The organism is Streptomyces sp. NPDC036764 (assembly GCF_055609385.1).
In genome coordinates this window covers 94,194-111,428 of record NZ_JBVJPT010000022.1, presented here as the reverse complement: position 1 = coordinate 111,428, position 17,235 = coordinate 94,194, and the positions used below count along the sequence as shown (strand labels likewise).

Below are 17,235 nucleotides of genomic sequence, written 5' to 3'. Positions count from 1 at the left end.
GTTCCCACAGGTCCTCCGGCGCCATCCGCTCGACAAGCGCAGCAGTCATCGCCCCAGACTGCCGCAAGATCACACCAATTGAAATGACGTCTAAGGGGGAGCGTCAGAGTAGGGACGGAGGTTAAAGAACAAGCTCAGTACCTGTTTGTGAACCTGGTGGCCTGAAAGGGCATCAGGAATCACCTGTCGTGCCTCCGCGTGATCAATCTCTCGGGTGGGCGTTCCAGTGACCACACCGCGCCACTCAACCAGGCTCTTGACCAGCCCCTCGCCCGTCGCGGGGTGGTCGCGTGTGGGCAGGGTGATGCCGGGCAGGCTGCTCTTATGCGACCTTCCCAAGGCCCTGATCCCCGGCGTGGAGAGATGCCCGGCGATGCGCAGCGCCAGGACCATAAGCACGCGGGACCCCTCGCCGGGATGCCGGTCGTTAAGCAGGCCGAGTTGCTGTATGAGGAGACGGAGCAGCTCAAGGAGGCCTTGGAGCGCAGGCCGGTGATTGACGTGGCCCGCGGCGTGTTGATGGCGACCTGGTCGTGCACCGAGGAAGAGGCGTGGCAGATGCTGGTTAGGGTGTCCCAGCACTCCAACACCAAGCTGCATGACGTGTCGGAGGCCGTGGTCGCGACCACGCAGCAGGTGCCGATGCCGCCCGATCTTCGAGACCACTTGTCGGCGGCAGTGGCGGCATGGCGCGCTCGCCGTGCCGGAGGCGTGTAGGGCGCAGGCCCGGCGGATTCGTCCGGAGTGGGGGCTCGGCGGTTCTAGTCCGCGCCCACATCTGGCCGTCACCAGACCTTCACGCGGGAGGGCTGTTGGTCACCGCAGGGTGGGCAACCCGGTCAGGTGTTGCCAGCCGGAAGGAATCTGTGCTGTGATCGCCGTCGCTGTGTCGCTGCTGCCCATGCTGGGCTTGCTGCTGTACGGGATGGACCGCTGCGAGGACTGGCTGCAGGGCAGGCCGCGGGCGACGCGCCACGCCCGCAGGGGCCGTCTGCGTTTGGTCCACAGCACCAGCCGGGCATCCGCCGACCACGACCCGGCCTCGCACTCCCCGCGGCACCACGATGCAGCCTGAAGAGTGTCAGAGGTGCATCGGTGCCGGCTGCGTTGCTGGTGGACTGCTCGGCTGATCCGAAAGTGGGTCAGCGTTCGAGACGGTAGCCGGTAACGAGTTCGGCGGAGATGCGGACGATGTGGTCCATGCCCATGTCGATCCAGGGGACGAGGAGTTGCCGGTAGCGGGTCACAGGGGTGCGGTGATCCGGGTGACGGCCGGTGACCATGAGGCTCCAGCCGGTGCGGCGGTGCACATCGAGTTGGTCGGCCTCGTAGACCACGACCTCGTCAATGGGGGTGTTGCGCAGCAGCGCCGAGCCGGTATAGGTGCGGAGGGCGATGGTGTCGCCGTCGACCAGGTGGTTGACCGGGCGGATCACCAGCAGCGCGTGCTGGGTGAAGCCGATACGGCCCATCGGGGCGTCGGCCAGCATGGCCAGGGACTCCGTGCGGCCCAACCCGATCATCCGCGCCGGGGAGACGAGGCGAGACTCGTACAGCTCCCGAGGCTGCTGGCGTGGGGACGACTGCGGCCGTGAGCGTGTCATTCGGGCGGGTCGAGCTGCTGCCAGCAGCGGTGGACGTGGTGTTCCGCCTCGCGCACGACGCAGGAGGCGGCGTCCGAGGGTGCCGCTGCGGGTGGCGCGGGCTGGTCGGCGCGGGAGGTGGTGCGCCGGCGCGGCGGGCGGCCGGTGCGGGCGGGGTGTCGCCGGCCGCCCTGGTGAAGGATTGCCGCCCGGGCGAACAGGATCATGGTGATGATGGCTGCGGCTGTCAGTGTGGTGGCCGCGTGCTGGTCCGACATGGCGGGGAGGGTCCTTCGCGCGGGTACGGGCAGCGAGGTCGCAGGGCCGGTATCGTGCGGTGCGGCCCTGACACCTCCTTGTGCGTGTCAGCCGGGCCAGGTGCCGGTCAGGCGGCGGGTGGCGGTGGCGCCGCCACGGTCGACGGCGGCTTTGACGCCGGCGAAGATCGCTCCTTGCAGGACGGCTGCCGACAGGATCTCGCGCCAGGTGCGGTGCTCATCGGTGGCGTCGGGGGCGTCTTGTTCGTGTCCGAGCTGTTTCCAGACCTGCTTGAACAGTGCGCCGGCCAGGACGCCGCTGAGGGCGCCCATGGCCAGGCCGACCGGCTTGTAGGCGATCTTCGAGGCTTTCATCGGTGCCTCCTGGCGCGGCGGATGAGCAGCAGTGCGATGAGCGCGCCGGCGGCGGCCAGCAGCGGGGTGCGGTTGGCGCGCGCTGCCTGCAGGCCCTGGCCGGCCTTCGCACGCACCGGTTCCGGGGCCTTGTCCCGGGCCAGCTCGCCGAGGTGCGCGGCCTGGTGGCGGGCCTGTTCGGTGGCTGCGGCGGCCTTGGCGCGCACCGGCTGCGGGGTCTTGTCCTGCACCGCGTGGGCCGCGTGCGTGGCCTTGTCCTTCAGCTGGGTCTTGACGTGTGTGGTCTTCGCGGCGACCTGCTGTTTGACGGCCGCTGTCTTCTCCGCCGCGCGAGTTTTGACGTCGGTCCTCGCCGCGAGGGCCTCGACGGTCTCGCCGAGTTCCTCGCGGGTCGCCTCCACCTGCTCGCGCAGTTCCTCGGGGGAAGTCGTGGCCTCATCACCCTGCGGCTTGTCTGCGGTCATCGGTGTGCCCTCTCCTTGATCTCTGCCACATCGGCCTTGACGCTGTCCACCGCCCGCTCGGGTGTGGGTGGGGATGCCTTGCTGACCTGCTGCTTGCCGAGCGCCGCCATCAGTGCGGTGACGGCGGCCAGGACGCCCGTGACGATGAGTGCCGCCACCCACACATCCATAACGAGCGACAGTGCGGCGATCACGGTGGCCACCAGGGCCTGCAGGGTGAGCACCCCCATCAGGCCGGCCACGCCGAACAGGCTGCCGCCCTTGCCGAACCGCTTGCCCTTCTCGGTCATCTCCGCCTGCGCCAGCCGCATCTCGTCGCGGACCAGCTGCGACAGCTGCTGCGAGGCACGCTGCACCAGCTCACCCACCGGTTCCTGCGCGCTGCTGCCCGGGCGGGGGGAACCTTCTGCTGTCATGAGTGCTCGCCTTCCTTCACCCCACCGTCTGACCGGCTGCCCGAGTACCCCGGCCGCCCCGTACCACCGCCCGTCACAGCACCCGTCGCCACGGCAGATGTGGTGCAGCCCGGACCAGGGTGGCCGCGACCAGCCCGGTCACTGCTCCGGCGGCCACATCGGAGGGGTAGTGCGCACCGCTGTGCACCCGCTGCGCGGCCACCACCGCCGCCGACACCCCGCACACGGCGCTGGCGGCCGGCCACACCGGCGCGACGGGGCCCGCGAACCCGAAGGCGGCGGCGGTGTGCCCGGAAGGAAAGGAGGAGCTGTCCGGGCGCTCCTCGAGTTCCTCCTCCGGCACCCGCTCCGGTGGCGGGCGGCGCCGCTGGTACAGCGGCTTGACGACCGCGTTGGGCAGCACCTGCGCCGCCGTCATGGCCACCACCCCGCAGCGGCGGCCGTGCGGCCGCGCCACCCGCCGACGGCAGCCATTCCCGCGGCCGCGGCCCACCACAGCTTGGTGTGCTCGGCCGCCTCCTGCACCGCTGGCGCTGCCCGCCGCACCCAGGGCGGCCCACACGCGATCGCCCGCCTGGCCAGCCGGTGATCCCCGTCGTGCAGATCCGCCATCATCCCCATGATCAGCCGACCTCCCGTCCAGAGCCCTCGCACACCGGTCTCGGATCGACTCCGCCGCCGCCGGAACCGCCGCAGCACCCGGGGCGAAGCGCTGGATGAGGCCCGCGGCGGCGGTCCGCCGCCTCAGTCGAGGCGATGGTGGTCCTCCTCATCCCACTTACGGGTGTCACGAGGCTGCACGTACGGCTCCTTCTCGGCCGGGTGACCGCCGGCCACGGCGCGCTGGCGGTGCAATTCGGCGTCGAATTCCAAGCCGAGCAGGATCGCCAGATTCGTGATCCACAGCCACACCAGGAAAATGATCACTCCGGCGAAGGTGCCGTAGGTCTTGTTGTAGGAGGCGAAGTTCGCCACGTACAGCGCGAACCCGGCCGAGGCGATCATCCAGATCAGCAGGGCGATGAAGCTGCCCGGGGTGATCCAGCGGAAGCCGCGCACCCGTGCGTTCGGGGTCGCCCAGTACAGGATCGCAATCATGACCGTGACCAGGAGGATCAGCACCGGCCACTTCGCGATCGACCACACCGTCAAGAACGTGTCCCCGACACCGAGCGCGGTGCCGACCTGGCGGGCCAGGCCGCCGGTGAACACGACGATCACCGCGCTGATCACCGCGAGGACCATCAGTACCACGGTCACACCGACCCGGACCGGCAGCACCTTCCACACCGGGCGGCCCTCGGGGACGTCGTAGACGGCGTTGGCGCTGCGGATGAACGCAGCGACATAGCCGGACGCCGACCACACCGCGAGCGCCAGACCCACGATCGCCATGATCGAACCAAGCCCGGCGTTGCCCTGCATCTGCTTGACCGCGTTACTGAGGACGTCCCGCGCCGCACCCGGGGCGAGCTTTTGGATGTTGTCCAGCACCTGCTGCGTCGCCGACTGGCCGACGATCCCCAGCAGCGAGATCAGCGCCAGGAGCGCCGGGAACAGCGCCAGGATCCCGTAGTAGGTCAGCGCCGCTGCCCGGTCGGTCAGCTCATCCTTTTTGAACTCCTTGAGAGTGCCTTTCAGCACTGCCCCCCAGGAGCGCTTGGGCAGGTCCGTCGGATTGTCCGGCGCCTGCCGCTCCACCTGCTCATCCGGCCCGGCACCCGCCCCCCGCGCGGTCTCGGCCTCCTGGTCGGCCGCCGCGTGCCCGCCGTGCTTTCCATGCCGTTTCACAGTCCGCACCATTGTGTCCGGGTAGCCGGGCACGCATACCCCACACGCGCATTCATGACAAAACGCAAGATTTTTGGGTGTTCTGCTGATGTGGAGTCGATGAGGCTGTGCGGGACGCGGCAGGGCTGGCTCCCGGGCTGCCGGGAGAGTGGCCGATGATGGAAGAGCACCTGGCATGGGCGATCTTGGCCGTTGGGCGATAGACGAGAAGGGTGACGGACAGCAGCGAGCCGGATGACGGCTCCGAGGACGAGGCCCAGCCTGAGCTGTGTGACCTGTGCGGGACCGTGGTCTCGGACAGCACCGAGTGGTATGCCCTGGTCCCGGACTCCTCGTCGATCCACGCGGTCGACGCGCAGTTCGACGGCAAGCGCATGGTCGTCGGGTGCACGAAGCAGCACCTGGCCGAGCTGGTCGGGCTTCATCCCAACCCCTGGTGTCCTTGCCAACCGTCTCGGAGCCTTTGATGCTCTGTGAGTCGACGATCGCCGACGCCGCGCGGGGTGTCTTCCCGCTGGCGAGGCGGACCTTGCGGCGGAGCTGGTCGCGAATGACACCGATGACTCCGGCGGCGGCCCAGCGCCGCGGGAACCCGTAAATCGTCCGCCATGGAGGGTAGTCGGCGGGCATGGACCGCCACTTTATGCCGTTGTCGACGAGATACGGATGCCGTCGACGATCTCGCGGCGGGGGTGAGCCTCGGGGTGTCCTCCGGTCGGTTTCTGGCAGGCCGGGACAGGCAACAGCGGCTCGATCAGCTGCCATTCGGCGTCGGTCATGTCGGAGGGATAGCGGTACTCACGCATGAGGAGGTGGGGCCCGGTCCGGGTGGGGAGCGCTGCGGACGCGCGGGCCGGGCTCCGGTCTCCTGGTTCTGCTGTGGACGTCCTGGCCGTGGGAGGTGGGTTAGCGCGGTGGCCGGGCGGCCAGCGCGAGGTTCGACTCGATCGCCTTCATCTGGTCGCTGAGGTAGCCGGCCCAGACACTCTTGGGGAACAGGGCCAGGTGCGGGCCGATCGCGCCCGTGATCATCCGGCGGAACTGGGTGAGTTTCTCGCTGAGCCAGGCCCGTTCCCATTCCTCCAGTTCCGCCTCGCTCGCGCAGAAGTGAGAGCCCAGGTCACGGGTCCAGATCACCGGTGGCCAGCTGCGTTCGGCGCACAAATCGCGCAGCGTGGCCAGGCCCCGTCTGGTCTGCCAGCGGCTCAGCTCGCACGCCCCCATCAGCCGGGTGAGGACCATGCCGGCGGGCGCGACCTCGAAGAGGGCGCTGCGGATCAGGTCGGCGTGGCGCTCCGCGGTCGGGGAGCGCTTGGCCACGGTTACTCTCCCCGCAGCAGGCGGGCGAGTTCGTCGTCCTCGACCTCGCCGGTCTCGGCGGCGCCAGCGTGGCCCGGCAGCGCGCGACGTTCTGTGCCAGGACGGCCTGTTCGTCGTTCGACAGTGTCCGGCCGCGCAGATGGGGAACGGCCTTCCCGCAGGCGGCCACGAAGTGGTGGCAAGCTCCGACCAGGTCCAAGAACTCCTGGGTCCGCTCGATCTTCGCCGCACCCCGGCACGTTCGTCCAGCGGAGGGGCGTCGATCGTCTCGAAGCGCACCTGGTCGTCCGGGATGCCCGCGAGGATGTAGTGGACCTTGTGGGAGACGCCGTGACGACGCTGCCCGTCGGGCCAGCGGTGGGCGGCGAACCGGTAGATGCGGACCGTACTCAGCGACAGCCCAGGTCATCGGCATAGATCTGCAACGACACGTCGACGCCGAACGGCTCCTCACCGGGAGCCGGATGGGCACCGCCGACCGGCTGCATCGGCTCGATCTCCAGCGCATGGTCCCCGATGGTGAACTGGATGCGCTGCATCTGCCCGACCAGTTCCCGGTCGGCGGCGATGATCTGCTCGTAGCGCTCGCGGGTTATGTGGCCGATCGTGGCGGTGGGCATGACGCCTCACCCGTCCCTCACAGGTCAGGGCCCGGCAGGCCGGACCACCGGCGACAACACCCCGGCCCAACTCCCGCCAGAGTCAGCCCAGTTCGAGATCCACCACCAGCAATGACCGCAACTGACCGTTCGAAAGTAAATCGGTCACATGAGCCGTTCGCCGAAGCGTTTATCCGGACGCTTGGACGAACGCTTCCTTCCAGGCCGCCCAGTCCCTCCGGCGGCACCGCGGCGAGCAGTACACCGCGTTGGAGCGGTGATCCACCCCGGCCACCCAGACCGCCCCGCACACCGGGCACACCCGCCGACCCTCGTCCCGCTCGAGCGCGGCCGTACGAAGCCGCACCCGCCGCAGACGACGCCACTGCCTGGAACGACACACCCCCGAGCAGAACACCGCCCGCAGCCCGGCATCCAGCCTCAGCCAGTCACCGCACCCCGGACAACGCCGATCCCGTACAGGCCCGTTGATCCCGGTCACCAAACCAGACTAGACCCGCCCAAAGATTCATACCGGAGGTTGAGAAACGGGCACTCACCACGAAGTGCGTTTTAGTGGTGGCGCCAATGGTGGTGGACCTGCTGTACGTCAGCCTCGAGGACATCGCGCAGGTCGCCGTCGCCCGCAGGAACGTCCAGCCCCAGGGCGCCGGCGACCTTGCGGTAGGACGTCGTCATGGTCGGGTCCCCTGAGGCAACGAGAGACGACAGTAGGGCCTGGTCGGCCGGCGTGCTTTCGTCGACGAGCGTCAGGACCTGGATCCGGTCCGGCAGCGCCATGTGGGGGAGTGCGGAGCCGAGTTGCTGTTCCAGCCGAGCCCAGGTGGTGGTCTGCTGTTCCCGGGCGGCCTTCTTCAGGGCCCCGCGCACCGCCGCGGCCGCGGCCCGGAGAGCGTCCGGCGCCAGCTCGCGGCGCACCGGGTTCGGCCGGGCCAGCCTCGGTGTCCGGGACGTTTTCCTGATCCAGAACCGGACTTCGCGCCGTTCCTCGGCGGACAGCCAGTCGCCGGCGGTGTCCGCGACGGTCGCCAGCTCTCGTGCGAGCTCACGCTGCTCGTCAGCGGAGAGATGGAAGCGCTGCTTGTCGAGGTGGTCGAGGATGAACCGGGCCCGGCGCAGGGCCCGGCGTCGCTCCCGCCGTTCCTGACGGGAGACGTTCGGTGCCTTCGTCTGCTGGCGGTCTTCGTCCTTCTTCTTGGGTGCTGGCTGCGGCCTGGGGGTGTCCTTCGTCCTGTCGCGCCTGCGTTTGGGGTGTGGTGCCAGGAGGGGGTGGAGTACGGGTCGGGCCGAGTCGACGGGGAGGTGGTCCTGCCGGCGGACGAAGGCGCGGGCCGCGGCCAGGACGCGCTGCTCCGCGGCGCTGGCTCCGCGCCGGGTGAGGGCCGTGGCCGTCTGGAGCTGGGAGCGCACGTCCCAGGCCCGCCTCTCGGCGACGGCCGTTTCGAGGTCGGCGAAGACCCGCTGCTGGTAGTCCTCATGGCTGGCCAGCCATAACTGGGCTTCGGCCAGCGCCTGCTCGGCTTCAGCACGAGCTGCAGGGTGGAGGCTGTCGAGGAAGGCGCTGCTGCCGTCGCACAGCCGGCGGACGTGCTCGACGGTGCCGGCGCGCTGGGCCGCCTCCAGACCGCGGACGAACCGAGCGGCGTTCTCCGGCAGGGTGCCCGCGCGGTGCGCCCCCTCGCCCGAGTCGGGTGCGGGGGGGCTTGTGGCGGGAGACTCGCGTCGGAGGATGTCGGTGGCGGCCGGGGTGAGCAAGCCATCCTCGGTCCAGGAGCACTCGGTGAGGGGGACCCACTCGGTGGGATGAGCCAGGCTCTGGGTGCCGATCCACACCTGCCGGTTGGTGCCGTCGCTCTCCAGTCGGACCCGGTACACGTACGGGCAGCGGGAGAGCACCCCCGGCTCCGGTAGGACGCCGGGGCCCAGGACCGGGGTGCGGCCGCCCGCCCAGTCCGGGGTCACCAAGCCGTCCATGTGGACCCGCAGCGCGACGCCGTCGTCGAGGTCGACGTCCAGCAGCGAGCCGATCGGCGGCGGGAACGCGAAGCGGCCGGCCCGGCCGTAGTCGAGGAGCGAGTGGGATATCGCTGTCTTCACATACAGATGGTCGGCGCTGGACTCCCCGACCTTGGGCCGGCGGCAGGCGTGCGGGGTGCCGGGCTGCGGGTGGTGCTGGAAGTGGCACTGCCGGTCGACGTACAGCTTGTGCGCGAGCTGGGCGCCGCAGCCGCCGAGCAGCAGCCCGCACCAGAACGTGTCGTGGGCGTGCGCGCGGCGGAACGCGTCCAGTTCGATGGCTTCGGTCGGCAGGACGACGGGCACATCCGAGTGCTCGTCCCCGATCACTGCCGTCTGCACCAGCCGCGTGTCCCGCACGATGACGACCCCCAATCGCCCACGGTCAACGATAGATCCGCAGGAGGCGCGGCCGACAGAGGCCGGTATCTCGCCTGGTCGGCGGCCTGGAGCGGACCGATGTCGAGGCGTCGCCGAGGCAGAGTCGGTCCGGAACCGTGCTCCGCGGCGGGCAAAGTTGCTGGTCTGTCAAAACTTTCCCCACCGCATTTGAGTGCACAACTGTTAACTTAATTGTGCTCGGCAATAGTTAGCCTCGCGCTTACACGAAGCGGGCTGTCCGGCAGGCGGTCAGGAAAGCGGAAAGTGCCCCTGAACAGCAAGAATGAGGATTGTCGAGGTCCTTGTTCCTGCTGAAACCAGAGGCACTTCCCAGGTGAAGCAATCTGTCGGGTCCTACCCCCGCGTCCGCGTCCAGGACGACGGTTGCCAGGTCGTCTCCGAGGCCGGTTCGGTCCTGCTCGTCGAAACGGTCCGCAAGACCAGGCCATATCCCGGGCACTGGCTCCGTGGCGCAAACCGCGCGCCGTCCACGACCCCGGCAAGGCCCTCCTGGACGTCGCCCTGGCGGTCGCACTGGGCGGGGACTGCCTCGCGGACGTCGCGATGCTGCGCTGTGAGCCCGCCGTCTTCGGCCCGGTCGCCTCCGACCCGACCATCTCCCGCCTGACCGACAACCTCGCCGCTTCCGGCGAGAAAGCCCTGCAGGCCATCCGGTCCGCACGGTCCGAAGTCCGGCCGCATGCCTGGCCGTTGGCCAGCGAGGAGTTTCGGATCAATGAGCTTCTTCGATGTGGCCACCGATCGGGTGACCGGCCGTGAAGCGCAACGAGCGAGGCCCCCGGGCTGTTGATCGAGATGTCTGACGTCTCAATCACGTTGCTCGGGGGCCTCGTTATGGGCCATGCTTCGTGGGAAGAGACCCTTCACTTCCGCCCCACCGGCCCCCCAATCGGCTTGACACCATCATTGAGACTCACGCCACGAGCGCATGCGGCAGGTCGAGTGCGGCAGGATGGATGACCAACATATCGGGCAGCAGCGCATGCGCTGCTGGAGTCGTGTGACGGGACCGATCGCCAGGCGGTCGCCGCTGTTCCACCACTGTGCAGAAGAGGCTCCGAAACGACCGGACGAAGCTGGGGGGTCTCCAAACGGCGCGCGCAGTCGATGCGCCCCGGTAGCGTCCGGCCATGACGTCGTCAAAGCCGACCAGCGCCGCCGACCAGCAGCTCATCGACCACGCGGCGCGTCACGGCTTCACCATCACCGCCAAGTAGCTCGCCGGCTGGCGGGCGGCCGGACTCCTACCCGGGAACATCCCCGGCGGAGGCCTCGGGCAGGGCAAGGGCAGCACCTCCACGCCGGCACCCGAGAGCTTCGACCTGGTTCTGGGTCTCGCCCGCCTCGCCGGGCCGGGTAAACGGCCCGGGAACGGGCGCTGCTGCTGTTCGCCGAAGGGCTCCCGGTACCGGAAGTCACCGTCCGCGCCGCATTCCGCGCCTCCGTCGACGCTGACCGCGTTCCCGGCGAAGACGACATCCCAGCCGGCGAACTCGACCTGGAGGAACGGCTGGACCGGCTCTCCAAGCAGGTCGCCGAAAGCGATCAGAGGTTCACACTCGTTCCGGCGCGGGCTCGCCCCATCGATGAAGGCATCGCCCGAGCTCTCGGGCAACCACCTGCCGAACTGACCGAGTTGGACGACAATACCGATCCGCCGCGGCTTACAGCGCTGGACGCCACCATGGCTGCGCTGGCCGCGACGCTGGGCGGCTCCGTCCCGCTCCAGGACATTGGCGCCCTGCTGCGTGCCATGAGCCCCGGTATGCCGGCGAATCCGTTCGCCTCGCTCGTCGAGACCACGCGGGGCGATGTTCCTGAGGCCGCGTCCAGGGTCCTCGCGGACGACGGTTCCCTGACCTTCCTCCTTGAGGGCCACCCGTGTGACGTTCTGCGCACGCTGGCTGACACGGCGCCGCTGGAAGACCTCGCGGCCGCTTGGCGTACGGCGACCGAGGTGCGGGATTGGGCGCTGGATCTGTGCCAACGGGTCGAGGACGAGCTGGACGCCGGGCAGCTCGGTGAGGCAGTCACCGAGTGGTTGCACGGACGGCTGTTTCTCTCAGGGCTCTCCGTCATCGCGACGCTGAGCGAGCGCTGGACACTGTCGACGAACGCATTCTCGGCACTGATGTGGCTCTTTCAGTGCCAGGCGTTCGTGAATCTCGAAAGTGAGCTCCCGGGGTGCCAGTGGCAGCTCCTCCAGATCCCGGGCCTGGCGCCGCCACCCGTCCGCGACCTGATCCGAAGCAAAGTCGCCGTCCCGGAACCGGCGACGACCACCGAGTCCTCCAGCTAGGGCGCGTATCTGGTTGTGATCAATAGGTAGTCCGAGTGAGGTCCTTAATCCAGATCATCGAGGCGCGCAGGTGGAGGCCGGCGAGGTAGCTGTCTGGGGTCTTGTCGTATCGGGTGACGATGCCTCGCCAGGCCTCGAGCTTGTTGATCAGGCGCTCGACGGTGTTCCTCTCCTTGATGACGTAGAGAAACTCCCACCGCACAGGGCTTCGGGTGCCTGTGCGGCATCAGACAATGTTCGCCTCGTTGCGACTCGCGTCCACGGACCACCCCTGCCTGCGCGGGGATCACGACCGAAGCGCCCCTCGCCGGGCCCAGGTGAGCTTGGCAAGAGGCGCTTTGTCAGCTATGGCTATCCGATTTCGGGACTAACCGGGCATGCACACGTGATAACTCCGGGGATAATTGGTGTCGCCGACCTCGACCCAACCGGAGACGGTGGCACAGGTTGTGTCAGCGCCGGAGACGTAGATACCCCCAGCGTAGGCCGAGTAGGTGCCAGTGTCGTACCAGGAGGTTGCCCAACCGTCGCGCTGGAGGCGGACATTCATGCTGTGCGAGCCGGGCAGATTGTCGAAGGTCTTTGCACAGAAGGTGCCGGTGCCCGCGCTGTCGTACCAGACCTGGATCTTCGCGTCCCCAACCCACAGGGGCAACGTCAGGACCAACCTGCCGTTGCACGGGGCCGTGAACGGGCCCGCGTAGCCGGGCGGGGCGTCGTTCGGGTCGGTCGCCGATGCGGTGCCCGCCCCACTGAGCACGGCACCCGCCACGAGCCCGCAGACCGCGGCGGCGGATATGAAGCGCATTTTCGTTCTGTCGATCCTTCTCACCGGGTACGTCTCCTGTTTCCTCGTCAGGCGGCTGTCCTCGACGACCTCGAACAGCCTCCGATTCATCCTGTGCCTGGCCGACCTACCGTAGCGGCGGAGAGTTCAGTGCACGCCGCTCAGACCTGAACTCGGACGTCGAGTCACAACGAGGCGAACGCTGCCTGATGCGGCCTAGGGGCAATGCCGTTGCTTTACGCGTTCGCGGGTTGGGGTCGTTGGATGCGGATTGCTCGGGTGCCGGTGCGGGTGGGCTGGGGCCAGGTGTGGTGTTCGGACCGTTTGAGCCAGTAGTTGGACATCTTGCGTTTGACGACGCGGGGCTGGCTGCGCAGGCGTCTGTGCGGCAGGAGGCGTTCGAGCAGGTCCTGCTGGAGCACGACGAGCGTTCTGACCAGCAGGTCAGGGGGAAAAGCTGCCCGGCGTGAGGGTCACGCTGCGCCGGGCGGAGCGCAGGGTTTCGGTGAAGGAGATCCGGTCGGCATCCAGGCCCCGAGTGGCGGCAGTTCTCACCATCAGCTCGCGCAGCGCGTGGTGGACCAGCAGATGTGCCCAGATCTGCTGCAGGACGCCGTCGGGGGTTTTGCTGCTGAGCACGACGCGGGCGCCGCGTTGATGGGTCTTGAGCTCGGCGAAGACGGCTTCCGCCTCCCAGCGCTCTTGGTAGAGCGCGGCCAGATGGCGGGCGGGATAGCGGTGGGCATCGAGCAGGCTGGTGACCAGCCGGTAGTCCCCACCCTCACGGCCAGTGCCGTTGAGCCGGTAGGCCACCACCCGCACCGCGACGGGATCGGTGTGAGCGCGATCGGTCTGAGCGTGGATGCGGGAGATCCAGGAGCCGTCCCGCAACTGCCGCTCCACGGGCAGGATGCGGTTGGAGGGCACCCGCCACAGCAGATCGGCGCCGCTGGCGGTGAAGGCCCGCCACAACGGCACGCCGAGGAACTCCCGGTCGGCCAGGAGGAGCTGACCCGGTCCGCAGGAGCGGGGCAGGCGGCCGACCAGGGTGACTTCGCCGGTGCGGCAGCCGGCCAGCTCGGCGTCCAGCACCAGGTGGGTGCCCACCTCGATCAGGCAGGCCATCCGCACCTGGGGAAAGGAGGACTTGTCGTGGCCGCGGCTGTTTCCGGGGCGGCCGAAGGCGGCCTCATTCGCCGGGCTGTCGGCCACGTCCCAGCAGGTGCCGTCCACCGCCAGCAGCCGCAGCCCGCGCCAGAAGCAGCCCGGGGTGGCCTGGGTGCCCATCGGCTTGGCGGTCGTGGCGAACAGCACCCGCAGCGGCTCCGGACCCAACCGCTGGCGGGCCCGAAACAGTGACGACTTCGCCGGGATGTGCCACTCACCCAGCAGGCCCCGGCCCCGCAGGCCCTCGACCAAGTGCCGCATCACGTCCAGATACGGCGCCGGGGAGAACAGGGCCAGCCCGAGCACGAAGTACACCACCAGCCGGGCCGGCAGCAGGCGTCTGCGCTGCTCCGCACGACCGCACGCGGCCACCACACGATCCACCAACCCGGACGGATACACCCAGGTCAGCAGCCCCAAGCCCGATAACTCACCGACGTCTGCAGACACCCGCACCACCCCCGGAAGCACTGCACAGCAGCGTACGCCCACGAGCTATTGCAACGGCATTGGGCCTAGGGGCTGTCTTCAGTTGTGATCAAAGCCGGGTTCTGACACCGGGCGGGGTGCCGGTCCGGTAGGACTGCGGTGTGACGCGTGTCCAACTCACCGTTGAAGAGTGGGAGTTCATCGGGCCGTTCCTGCCGGTAGGCCGGTTCGGCCCGTACCCCGAGCGGCTGCGTGAGCAGTTTGAGGGAGTGATCTGGCGGTTTCGCACTGGTAGCCAGTGGCGGGAGATGCCCGAGCGGTTCGGAGCCTGGCAGACGGTCTACAACCGGTTCATGCGCTGGCGGGACGCGGGTGTCTTCCAGGCCCTGCTGGAAGAGGCGATCGCCGAGTCTGCCCGCCGGGACGAGATCGACATGTCCCTGGTCAGCGTGGATTCCACCACCACGCGGGCCCATCATGACGCGGCCGGTATGCGGGTCAGTGAGGAGACTCTGGCCGCACTGGAGGAGGCGGCCTCGGAAAAGGGGGAGGGCGCGAGGAACAAGGCGGGCCAGACGGCGAAAGCGATCCGGTCCGCGCCGAACACAGACGTATCCACCGAAGACGGCGGGCCCGGCTGAAGGCTGCCCTGCTCGGGCGGTCCCGCGGCGGGCTGACCAGCAAGATCCACCTGGCTGCCGACCGGCGTTGCCGGCCGATGGCACTCCTCCTGAGAAGCTGTGAACGAACCCTTGCCGTCCGCCGCGCAAGGCTGCGCAGCGAGGGTTCGTTCATGAGCCTGAGCGCGATATTTGGCCTGCGATACCTTGTTCGGCGTGCACGCCCCCGGATACCAGTCGGCCTGACCTGGGGGTTAGTCTCAGCGGATGATTCCTGCGCCGCCACCGAAGGTCATCACGCGCCACCGCGACGGCCAGATCTATGCCTACGTCGTGGACTCCGGTGCCTGCGGGACGCTGGAGCCCGCCGCGGTTTTCCAGCCGCGGGCTGGCGACGAGGTCGTGGAGTCGGTGGTTCGGCACGATCTGGAGCAGGTCGTGTATACGACGCTGAACGGTGTCGTCTGCCTCACGCGTGCCGGCGACCTGATATGGGCTTCGGACTTCGAGCCGCACTCTGACGTACGCCATGGCCACCGGCCTGGGTGTGCGATGTCTTTGGACGGTCGAACGGTGTGGGTCTACCGTCCGGACGCGATGGCGGGACGCGGGGGCGGAGACCAGTGGGTCGTACACGACGCCGAGAGCGGTGCGATCCTCGCCCGCCGGGAACTGGAGACGGTCGGGCACGGCGCCGGCCACCACGTGCACCCCGCGGACGGCAGCGTCTACCTCGACATCGGTGAGGGCCAGGACGGCTCCGTCATTCTCCGGGGTACGGCCGGGGTGGGTGGAAAGCCGGAGTTCGTGACGTACCCGTGGTCGGACCGCTGCGTGATCGACATGGCGCCGTCCGGGCAGCAGTTCATGACCGTCGACCACGATCAGGCAGACGTAGCGTTTCACCACCACCCCAGCGGGGACGTACTCTTCACCCTCACCGTCGAGGCATTCGGGTACGACCCGGAGGAGTCGTTCGTGGAATGGAGCGGCGGCTACCTGACCGACGACACGGCCGTCGTCACCTTGGGCGGTGAGAGTCAGGACGAGGAGGAGTGGTTCCGCTACCACCTGGTCGACGTGCGCACAGGCACGCTCGGCGGTGAATTCACCGTCGAGGTGAGCAACCCGTACGAGCTGGTGCCTCTGGGCGATGGTTCCTGGCTCACCGACGGCCCGGGCGGTCTCCCCGTCCGTTGGTCTCGCGCTCCGCAGCCGCAGCCGCCCATACCACCGCACCCGGCAGGTTGAAGGGCGGTCAACGCCCTGGGGCCGGCAGGTCATGCCGACGGGCGGGCCTTCCTGCGCAGCGGGTCATGCGGTCAGGCGTACGGTTCGCTCAGCGCAACGGCGCCGGGGCCAGCCGAATCGCGTCTGAGCTGGCACGGATCCGTACGGGTCGGGGTGCCGGAGGTGTGGCCGTGGGTGGGGCGATGTCCCGCTTTTTGACTGGTTTGGTCAACCGCCGTGTCATCAAGGTGATCAGGGTCCACCAGATGTGTGCCTCGCTGTGTTGGGGAAGGCGCTCGTAGTCCCTGACGTTCCGGCGGGCCCTCATGATCCAGATGGCCCTCTCGACGACCCAGCGCTTCGGTAGTACCACGAAGCCCTTCTGTCCTCTGGGTCTTGACACGGTCTGGAGGGTGAGCCCGAGGAAGGTGTTGGCCCAGTCCACGAGCGGCAGGTAGGCCGAGTCGGCCCAGGCCAGGGTCACTTCGGGGTGGGCGAGGCGGAGTCGGAGGAGCATGTCACGGCCGAGGGGGCCGTCGTTGATGCCGGCGGTGGTGACCATGCCGAACATGGGAAGCCCGCGGGTGTCGACTGCGAGGTGGCGCTTGCGTCCATTGATCTTCTTTCCCGCGTCGTAACCTCGCGTTGCTGCTCCCACGGTTTCAGCGCCCTTGACGCTCTGGGCGTCGAGGATCACCGTTACCGTCCGCGGGTTCTTGCTCTCGCGCACGCGGACCTGCTGGTGGAGCTGGTCGCGGATACGTGCGACCACCCCAGCCGCTGCCCACCGTTGGAAGTAGGCGTAGAGGCTGCGCCAAGGGATACCGAAGTCGGTGGGAACGGCCCTCCACTTGATCCCGTTGTCGACGAGGTATCGGATCGCGTCGATGACGGTGCGCCGGTCGTACTTCTCGGGCCGCCCGCCGCTCGGCTGGGTGCAGGCCGGAGGCGGAAGCAACGGCTCGATCAGCTCACACTCCGCGTCGGTCATGTCCGTGGGATAGCAGCGTTCCCGCATCTGACCTGGCCCTTTCTCAACGTTCCAGCGGGTGAGGACTTCGAGCGTCGCCTTGACCCCGCCGAGTTGTTCGAGGACCAGGCGGATCCACTCGTCCTCGGGAGTCTTCTTGGAATGCGGTGCGACGATCCCGGTGATGAAGTTGGTGACCCGGTGCAGCTCGGAGCGGAAGACCGCCCGCTCGTACGCGATCCAGACCACTGGTGAAGAGGCAGTGTTCCGACCATGCGCTATTCAGCGTCCGCGCAAGCGCGAAGTAGTCCACCAGCTGTTGTCGTTGGTGTGTTTGGCCCAGCATCGACCCGATCATGCAAGCGCGAGTACGATGCAAGGGCCTCATCTCAAGGCAGGGCCGGGACCTATGGACGCGTGGAATGACGTGGGCCCAGCTCTAGGGGGAGCCTACGTCGTCCGCGTAGGTTCCGGCCCAATGAGATGAGG

At 68.5% G+C, this 17,235-nt stretch carries 19 protein-coding genes and 5 pseudogenes; 7 read left to right on the top strand and 17 right to left on the bottom strand.

Features of this window, described 5'->3' with window-relative positions:
• Positions 1-363: 363 nt before the first annotated feature.
• Positions 364-717: an ANTAR domain-containing protein gene (locus ACZ69Q_RS43925; RefSeq protein ID WP_471054170.1), complete on the top strand. Its 354-nt coding sequence runs from the start codon at positions 364-366 to the stop codon at positions 715-717.
• Positions 718-871: 154 nt separating this feature from the next.
• Positions 872-1,075: a hypothetical protein gene (locus ACZ69Q_RS43920; RefSeq protein ID WP_471054167.1), complete on the top strand. Its 204-nt coding sequence runs from the start codon at positions 872-874 to the stop codon at positions 1,073-1,075.
• A gap of 67 nt (positions 1,076-1,142) precedes the next feature.
• On the opposite strand, the gene ACZ69Q_RS43915 is transcribed toward ACZ69Q_RS43920, so the two are convergent.
• The 7 genes from ACZ69Q_RS43915 to ACZ69Q_RS43885 all read right to left on the bottom strand — a co-directional run bounded on the left by ACZ69Q_RS43915 (position 1,143) and on the right by ACZ69Q_RS43885 (position 4,898).
• Entirely contained in the window at positions 1,143-1,523 is a 381-nt protein-coding gene (locus ACZ69Q_RS43915; protein ID WP_471054183.1) for a pyridoxamine 5'-phosphate oxidase family protein, read from the bottom strand.
• Positions 1,524-1,600: 77 nt separating this feature from the next.
• Positions 1,601-1,861 (bottom strand): hypothetical protein, encoded by a 261-nt coding sequence (locus ACZ69Q_RS43910; protein WP_471054165.1) that lies wholly within the window; start codon positions 1,859-1,861, stop codon positions 1,601-1,603.
• A gap of 87 nt (positions 1,862-1,948) precedes the next feature.
• A complete protein-coding gene (locus ACZ69Q_RS43905; RefSeq protein ID WP_471054162.1) occupies positions 1,949-2,215 on the bottom strand; it encodes a DUF4235 domain-containing protein in 267 nt (88 codons plus the stop codon).
• A complete protein-coding gene (locus tag ACZ69Q_RS43900) occupies positions 2,212-2,679 on the bottom strand; it encodes a DUF3618 domain-containing protein (RefSeq protein ID WP_471054159.1) in 468 nt (155 codons plus the stop codon). Before ACZ69Q_RS43900 ends, ACZ69Q_RS43905 begins: the two co-directional genes overlap by 4 nt.
• Entirely contained in the window at positions 2,676-3,095 is a 420-nt protein-coding gene (locus tag ACZ69Q_RS43895) for a phage holin family protein (protein ID WP_471054156.1), read from the bottom strand. The genes ACZ69Q_RS43900 and ACZ69Q_RS43895 overlap by 4 nt, the downstream gene beginning before the upstream one ends.
• A 73-nt stretch (positions 3,096-3,168) precedes the next feature.
• Entirely contained in the window at positions 3,169-3,513 is a 345-nt protein-coding gene (locus tag ACZ69Q_RS43890) for a phosphatase PAP2 family protein (protein WP_471054154.1), read from the bottom strand.
• A gap of 326 nt (positions 3,514-3,839) precedes the next feature.
• Positions 3,840-4,898 carry a YihY/virulence factor BrkB family protein gene (locus ACZ69Q_RS43885; protein ID WP_471054180.1) on the bottom strand — a complete coding sequence of 353 codons (1,059 nt, stop codon included), beginning with the start codon at positions 4,896-4,898 and terminating at the stop codon, positions 3,840-3,842.
• Positions 4,899-5,098: 200 nt separating this feature from the next.
• Between ACZ69Q_RS43885 and ACZ69Q_RS43880 the strand changes: the two genes are divergently transcribed.
• On the top strand, positions 5,099-5,353 hold the full coding sequence (locus ACZ69Q_RS43880; protein WP_471054186.1) for a hypothetical protein: 255 nt from the start codon (positions 5,099-5,101) through the stop codon (positions 5,351-5,353).
• 151 nt (positions 5,354-5,504) lie between these two features.
• Here ACZ69Q_RS43880 and ACZ69Q_RS43875 read toward each other — a convergent pair.
• The 5 genes and pseudogenes from ACZ69Q_RS43875 to ACZ69Q_RS43855 all read right to left on the bottom strand — a co-directional run.
• Positions 5,505-5,651 (bottom strand): annotated as a pseudogene (locus ACZ69Q_RS43875) (hypothetical protein); the annotation flags it as partial.
• 141 nt (positions 5,652-5,792) lie between these two features.
• On the bottom strand, positions 5,793-6,206 hold the full coding sequence (locus tag ACZ69Q_RS43870; RefSeq protein ID WP_471054151.1) for a RacP protein: 414 nt from the start codon (positions 6,204-6,206) through the stop codon (positions 5,793-5,795).
• Positions 6,207-6,330: 124 nt separating this feature from the next.
• Positions 6,331-6,375 (bottom strand): annotated as a pseudogene (locus tag ACZ69Q_RS43865) (hypothetical protein); the annotation flags it as partial.
• Positions 6,376-6,595: 220 nt separating this feature from the next.
• Positions 6,596-6,826: a hypothetical protein gene (locus ACZ69Q_RS43860; protein WP_471054148.1), complete on the bottom strand. Its 231-nt coding sequence runs from the start codon at positions 6,824-6,826 to the stop codon at positions 6,596-6,598.
• A gap of 552 nt (positions 6,827-7,378) precedes the next feature.
• Positions 7,379-9,217 (bottom strand): hypothetical protein, encoded by a 1,839-nt coding sequence (locus tag ACZ69Q_RS43855; protein WP_471054144.1) that lies wholly within the window; start codon positions 9,215-9,217, stop codon positions 7,379-7,381.
• A 340-nt stretch (positions 9,218-9,557) separates the two neighbouring features.
• On the opposite strand from ACZ69Q_RS43855, the pseudogene ACZ69Q_RS43850 reads away from it, so the two are divergent.
• A pseudogene (locus tag ACZ69Q_RS43850) lies at positions 9,558-9,946 on the top strand (transposase); the annotation flags it as partial.
• Positions 9,947-10,928: 982 nt separating this feature from the next.
• Positions 10,929-11,543: a hypothetical protein gene (locus ACZ69Q_RS43845; RefSeq protein WP_471054141.1), complete on the top strand. Its 615-nt coding sequence runs from the start codon at positions 10,929-10,931 to the stop codon at positions 11,541-11,543.
• 19 nt (positions 11,544-11,562) lie between these two features.
• Here ACZ69Q_RS43845 and ACZ69Q_RS43840 read toward each other — a convergent pair.
• The 4 genes and pseudogenes from ACZ69Q_RS43840 to ACZ69Q_RS43825 all read right to left on the bottom strand — a co-directional run.
• Positions 11,563-11,718, bottom strand: a pseudogene (locus ACZ69Q_RS43840) (IS5/IS1182 family transposase); the annotation flags it as partial.
• 192 nt (positions 11,719-11,910) lie between these two features.
• Positions 11,911-12,351, bottom strand: coding sequence for a hypothetical protein (locus ACZ69Q_RS43835; protein WP_471054139.1), 441 nt, complete (start codon positions 12,349-12,351; stop codon positions 11,911-11,913).
• A 215-nt stretch (positions 12,352-12,566) separates the two neighbouring features.
• Positions 12,567-12,752 (bottom strand): hypothetical protein, encoded by a 186-nt coding sequence (locus ACZ69Q_RS43830; RefSeq protein ID WP_471054136.1) that lies wholly within the window; start codon positions 12,750-12,752, stop codon positions 12,567-12,569.
• A 22-nt stretch (positions 12,753-12,774) separates the two neighbouring features.
• Positions 12,775-13,947, bottom strand: coding sequence for an IS4 family transposase (locus tag ACZ69Q_RS43825; protein ID WP_471054133.1), 1,173 nt, complete (start codon positions 13,945-13,947; stop codon positions 12,775-12,777).
• 140 nt (positions 13,948-14,087) lie between these two features.
• On the opposite strand from ACZ69Q_RS43825, the pseudogene ACZ69Q_RS43820 reads away from it, so the two are divergent.
• Positions 14,088-14,659: pseudogene (locus ACZ69Q_RS43820) on the top strand (transposase); the annotation flags it as partial.
• Positions 14,660-14,813: 154 nt separating this feature from the next.
• Positions 14,814-15,797, top strand: coding sequence for a hypothetical protein (locus ACZ69Q_RS43815; protein WP_471054131.1), 984 nt, complete (start codon positions 14,814-14,816; stop codon positions 15,795-15,797).
• A gap of 88 nt (positions 15,798-15,885) precedes the next feature.
• On the opposite strand, the gene ACZ69Q_RS43810 is transcribed toward ACZ69Q_RS43815, so the two are convergent.
• Positions 15,886-16,794: an IS5 family transposase gene (locus ACZ69Q_RS43810; protein ID WP_471054177.1), complete on the bottom strand. Its 909-nt coding sequence runs from the start codon at positions 16,792-16,794 to the stop codon at positions 15,886-15,888.
• Positions 16,795-17,235 lie beyond the last annotated feature (441 nt).

What these genes read in the sequence shown, in the direction of transcription:
- ACZ69Q_RS43925 (WP_471054170.1), top strand. Translation starts at nt 364, where the DNA reads ATGCCCGGCGATGCGCAGCGCCAGGACCATAAGCACGCGGGACCCCTC.
- ACZ69Q_RS43915 (WP_471054183.1), bottom strand. Translation starts at nt 1,523, where the DNA reads ATGATCGGGTTGGGCCGCACGGAGTCCCTGGCCATGCTGGCCGACGCC.
- ACZ69Q_RS43910 (WP_471054165.1), bottom strand. Translation starts at nt 1,861, where the DNA reads ATGTCGGACCAGCACGCGGCCACCACACTGACAGCCGCAGCCATCATC.
- ACZ69Q_RS43905 (WP_471054162.1), bottom strand. Translation starts at nt 2,215, where the DNA reads ATGAAAGCCTCGAAGATCGCCTACAAGCCGGTCGGCCTGGCCATGGGC.
- ACZ69Q_RS43900 (WP_471054159.1), bottom strand. Translation starts at nt 2,679, where the DNA reads ATGACCGCAGACAAGCCGCAGGGTGATGAGGCCACGACTTCCCCCGAG.
- ACZ69Q_RS43895 (WP_471054156.1), bottom strand. Translation starts at nt 3,095, where the DNA reads ATGACAGCAGAAGGTTCCCCCCGCCCGGGCAGCAGCGCGCAGGAACCG.
- ACZ69Q_RS43890 (WP_471054154.1), bottom strand. Translation starts at nt 3,513, where the DNA reads ATGACGGCGGCGCAGGTGCTGCCCAACGCGGTCGTCAAGCCGCTGTAC.
- ACZ69Q_RS43885 (WP_471054180.1), bottom strand. Translation starts at nt 4,898, where the DNA reads ATGGTGCGGACTGTGAAACGGCATGGAAAGCACGGCGGGCACGCGGCG.
- ACZ69Q_RS43860 (WP_471054148.1), bottom strand. Translation starts at nt 6,826, where the DNA reads ATGCCCACCGCCACGATCGGCCACATAACCCGCGAGCGCTACGAGCAG.
- ACZ69Q_RS43845 (WP_471054141.1), top strand. Translation starts at nt 10,929, where the DNA reads ATGGCTGCGCTGGCCGCGACGCTGGGCGGCTCCGTCCCGCTCCAGGAC.
- ACZ69Q_RS43835 (WP_471054139.1), bottom strand. Translation starts at nt 12,351, where the DNA reads ATGCGCTTCATATCCGCCGCCGCGGTCTGCGGGCTCGTGGCGGGTGCC.
- ACZ69Q_RS43815 (WP_471054131.1), top strand. Translation starts at nt 14,814, where the DNA reads ATGATTCCTGCGCCGCCACCGAAGGTCATCACGCGCCACCGCGACGGC.
- ACZ69Q_RS43810 (WP_471054177.1), bottom strand. Translation starts at nt 16,794, where the DNA reads ATGCGGGAACGCTGCTATCCCACGGACATGACCGACGCGGAGTGTGAG.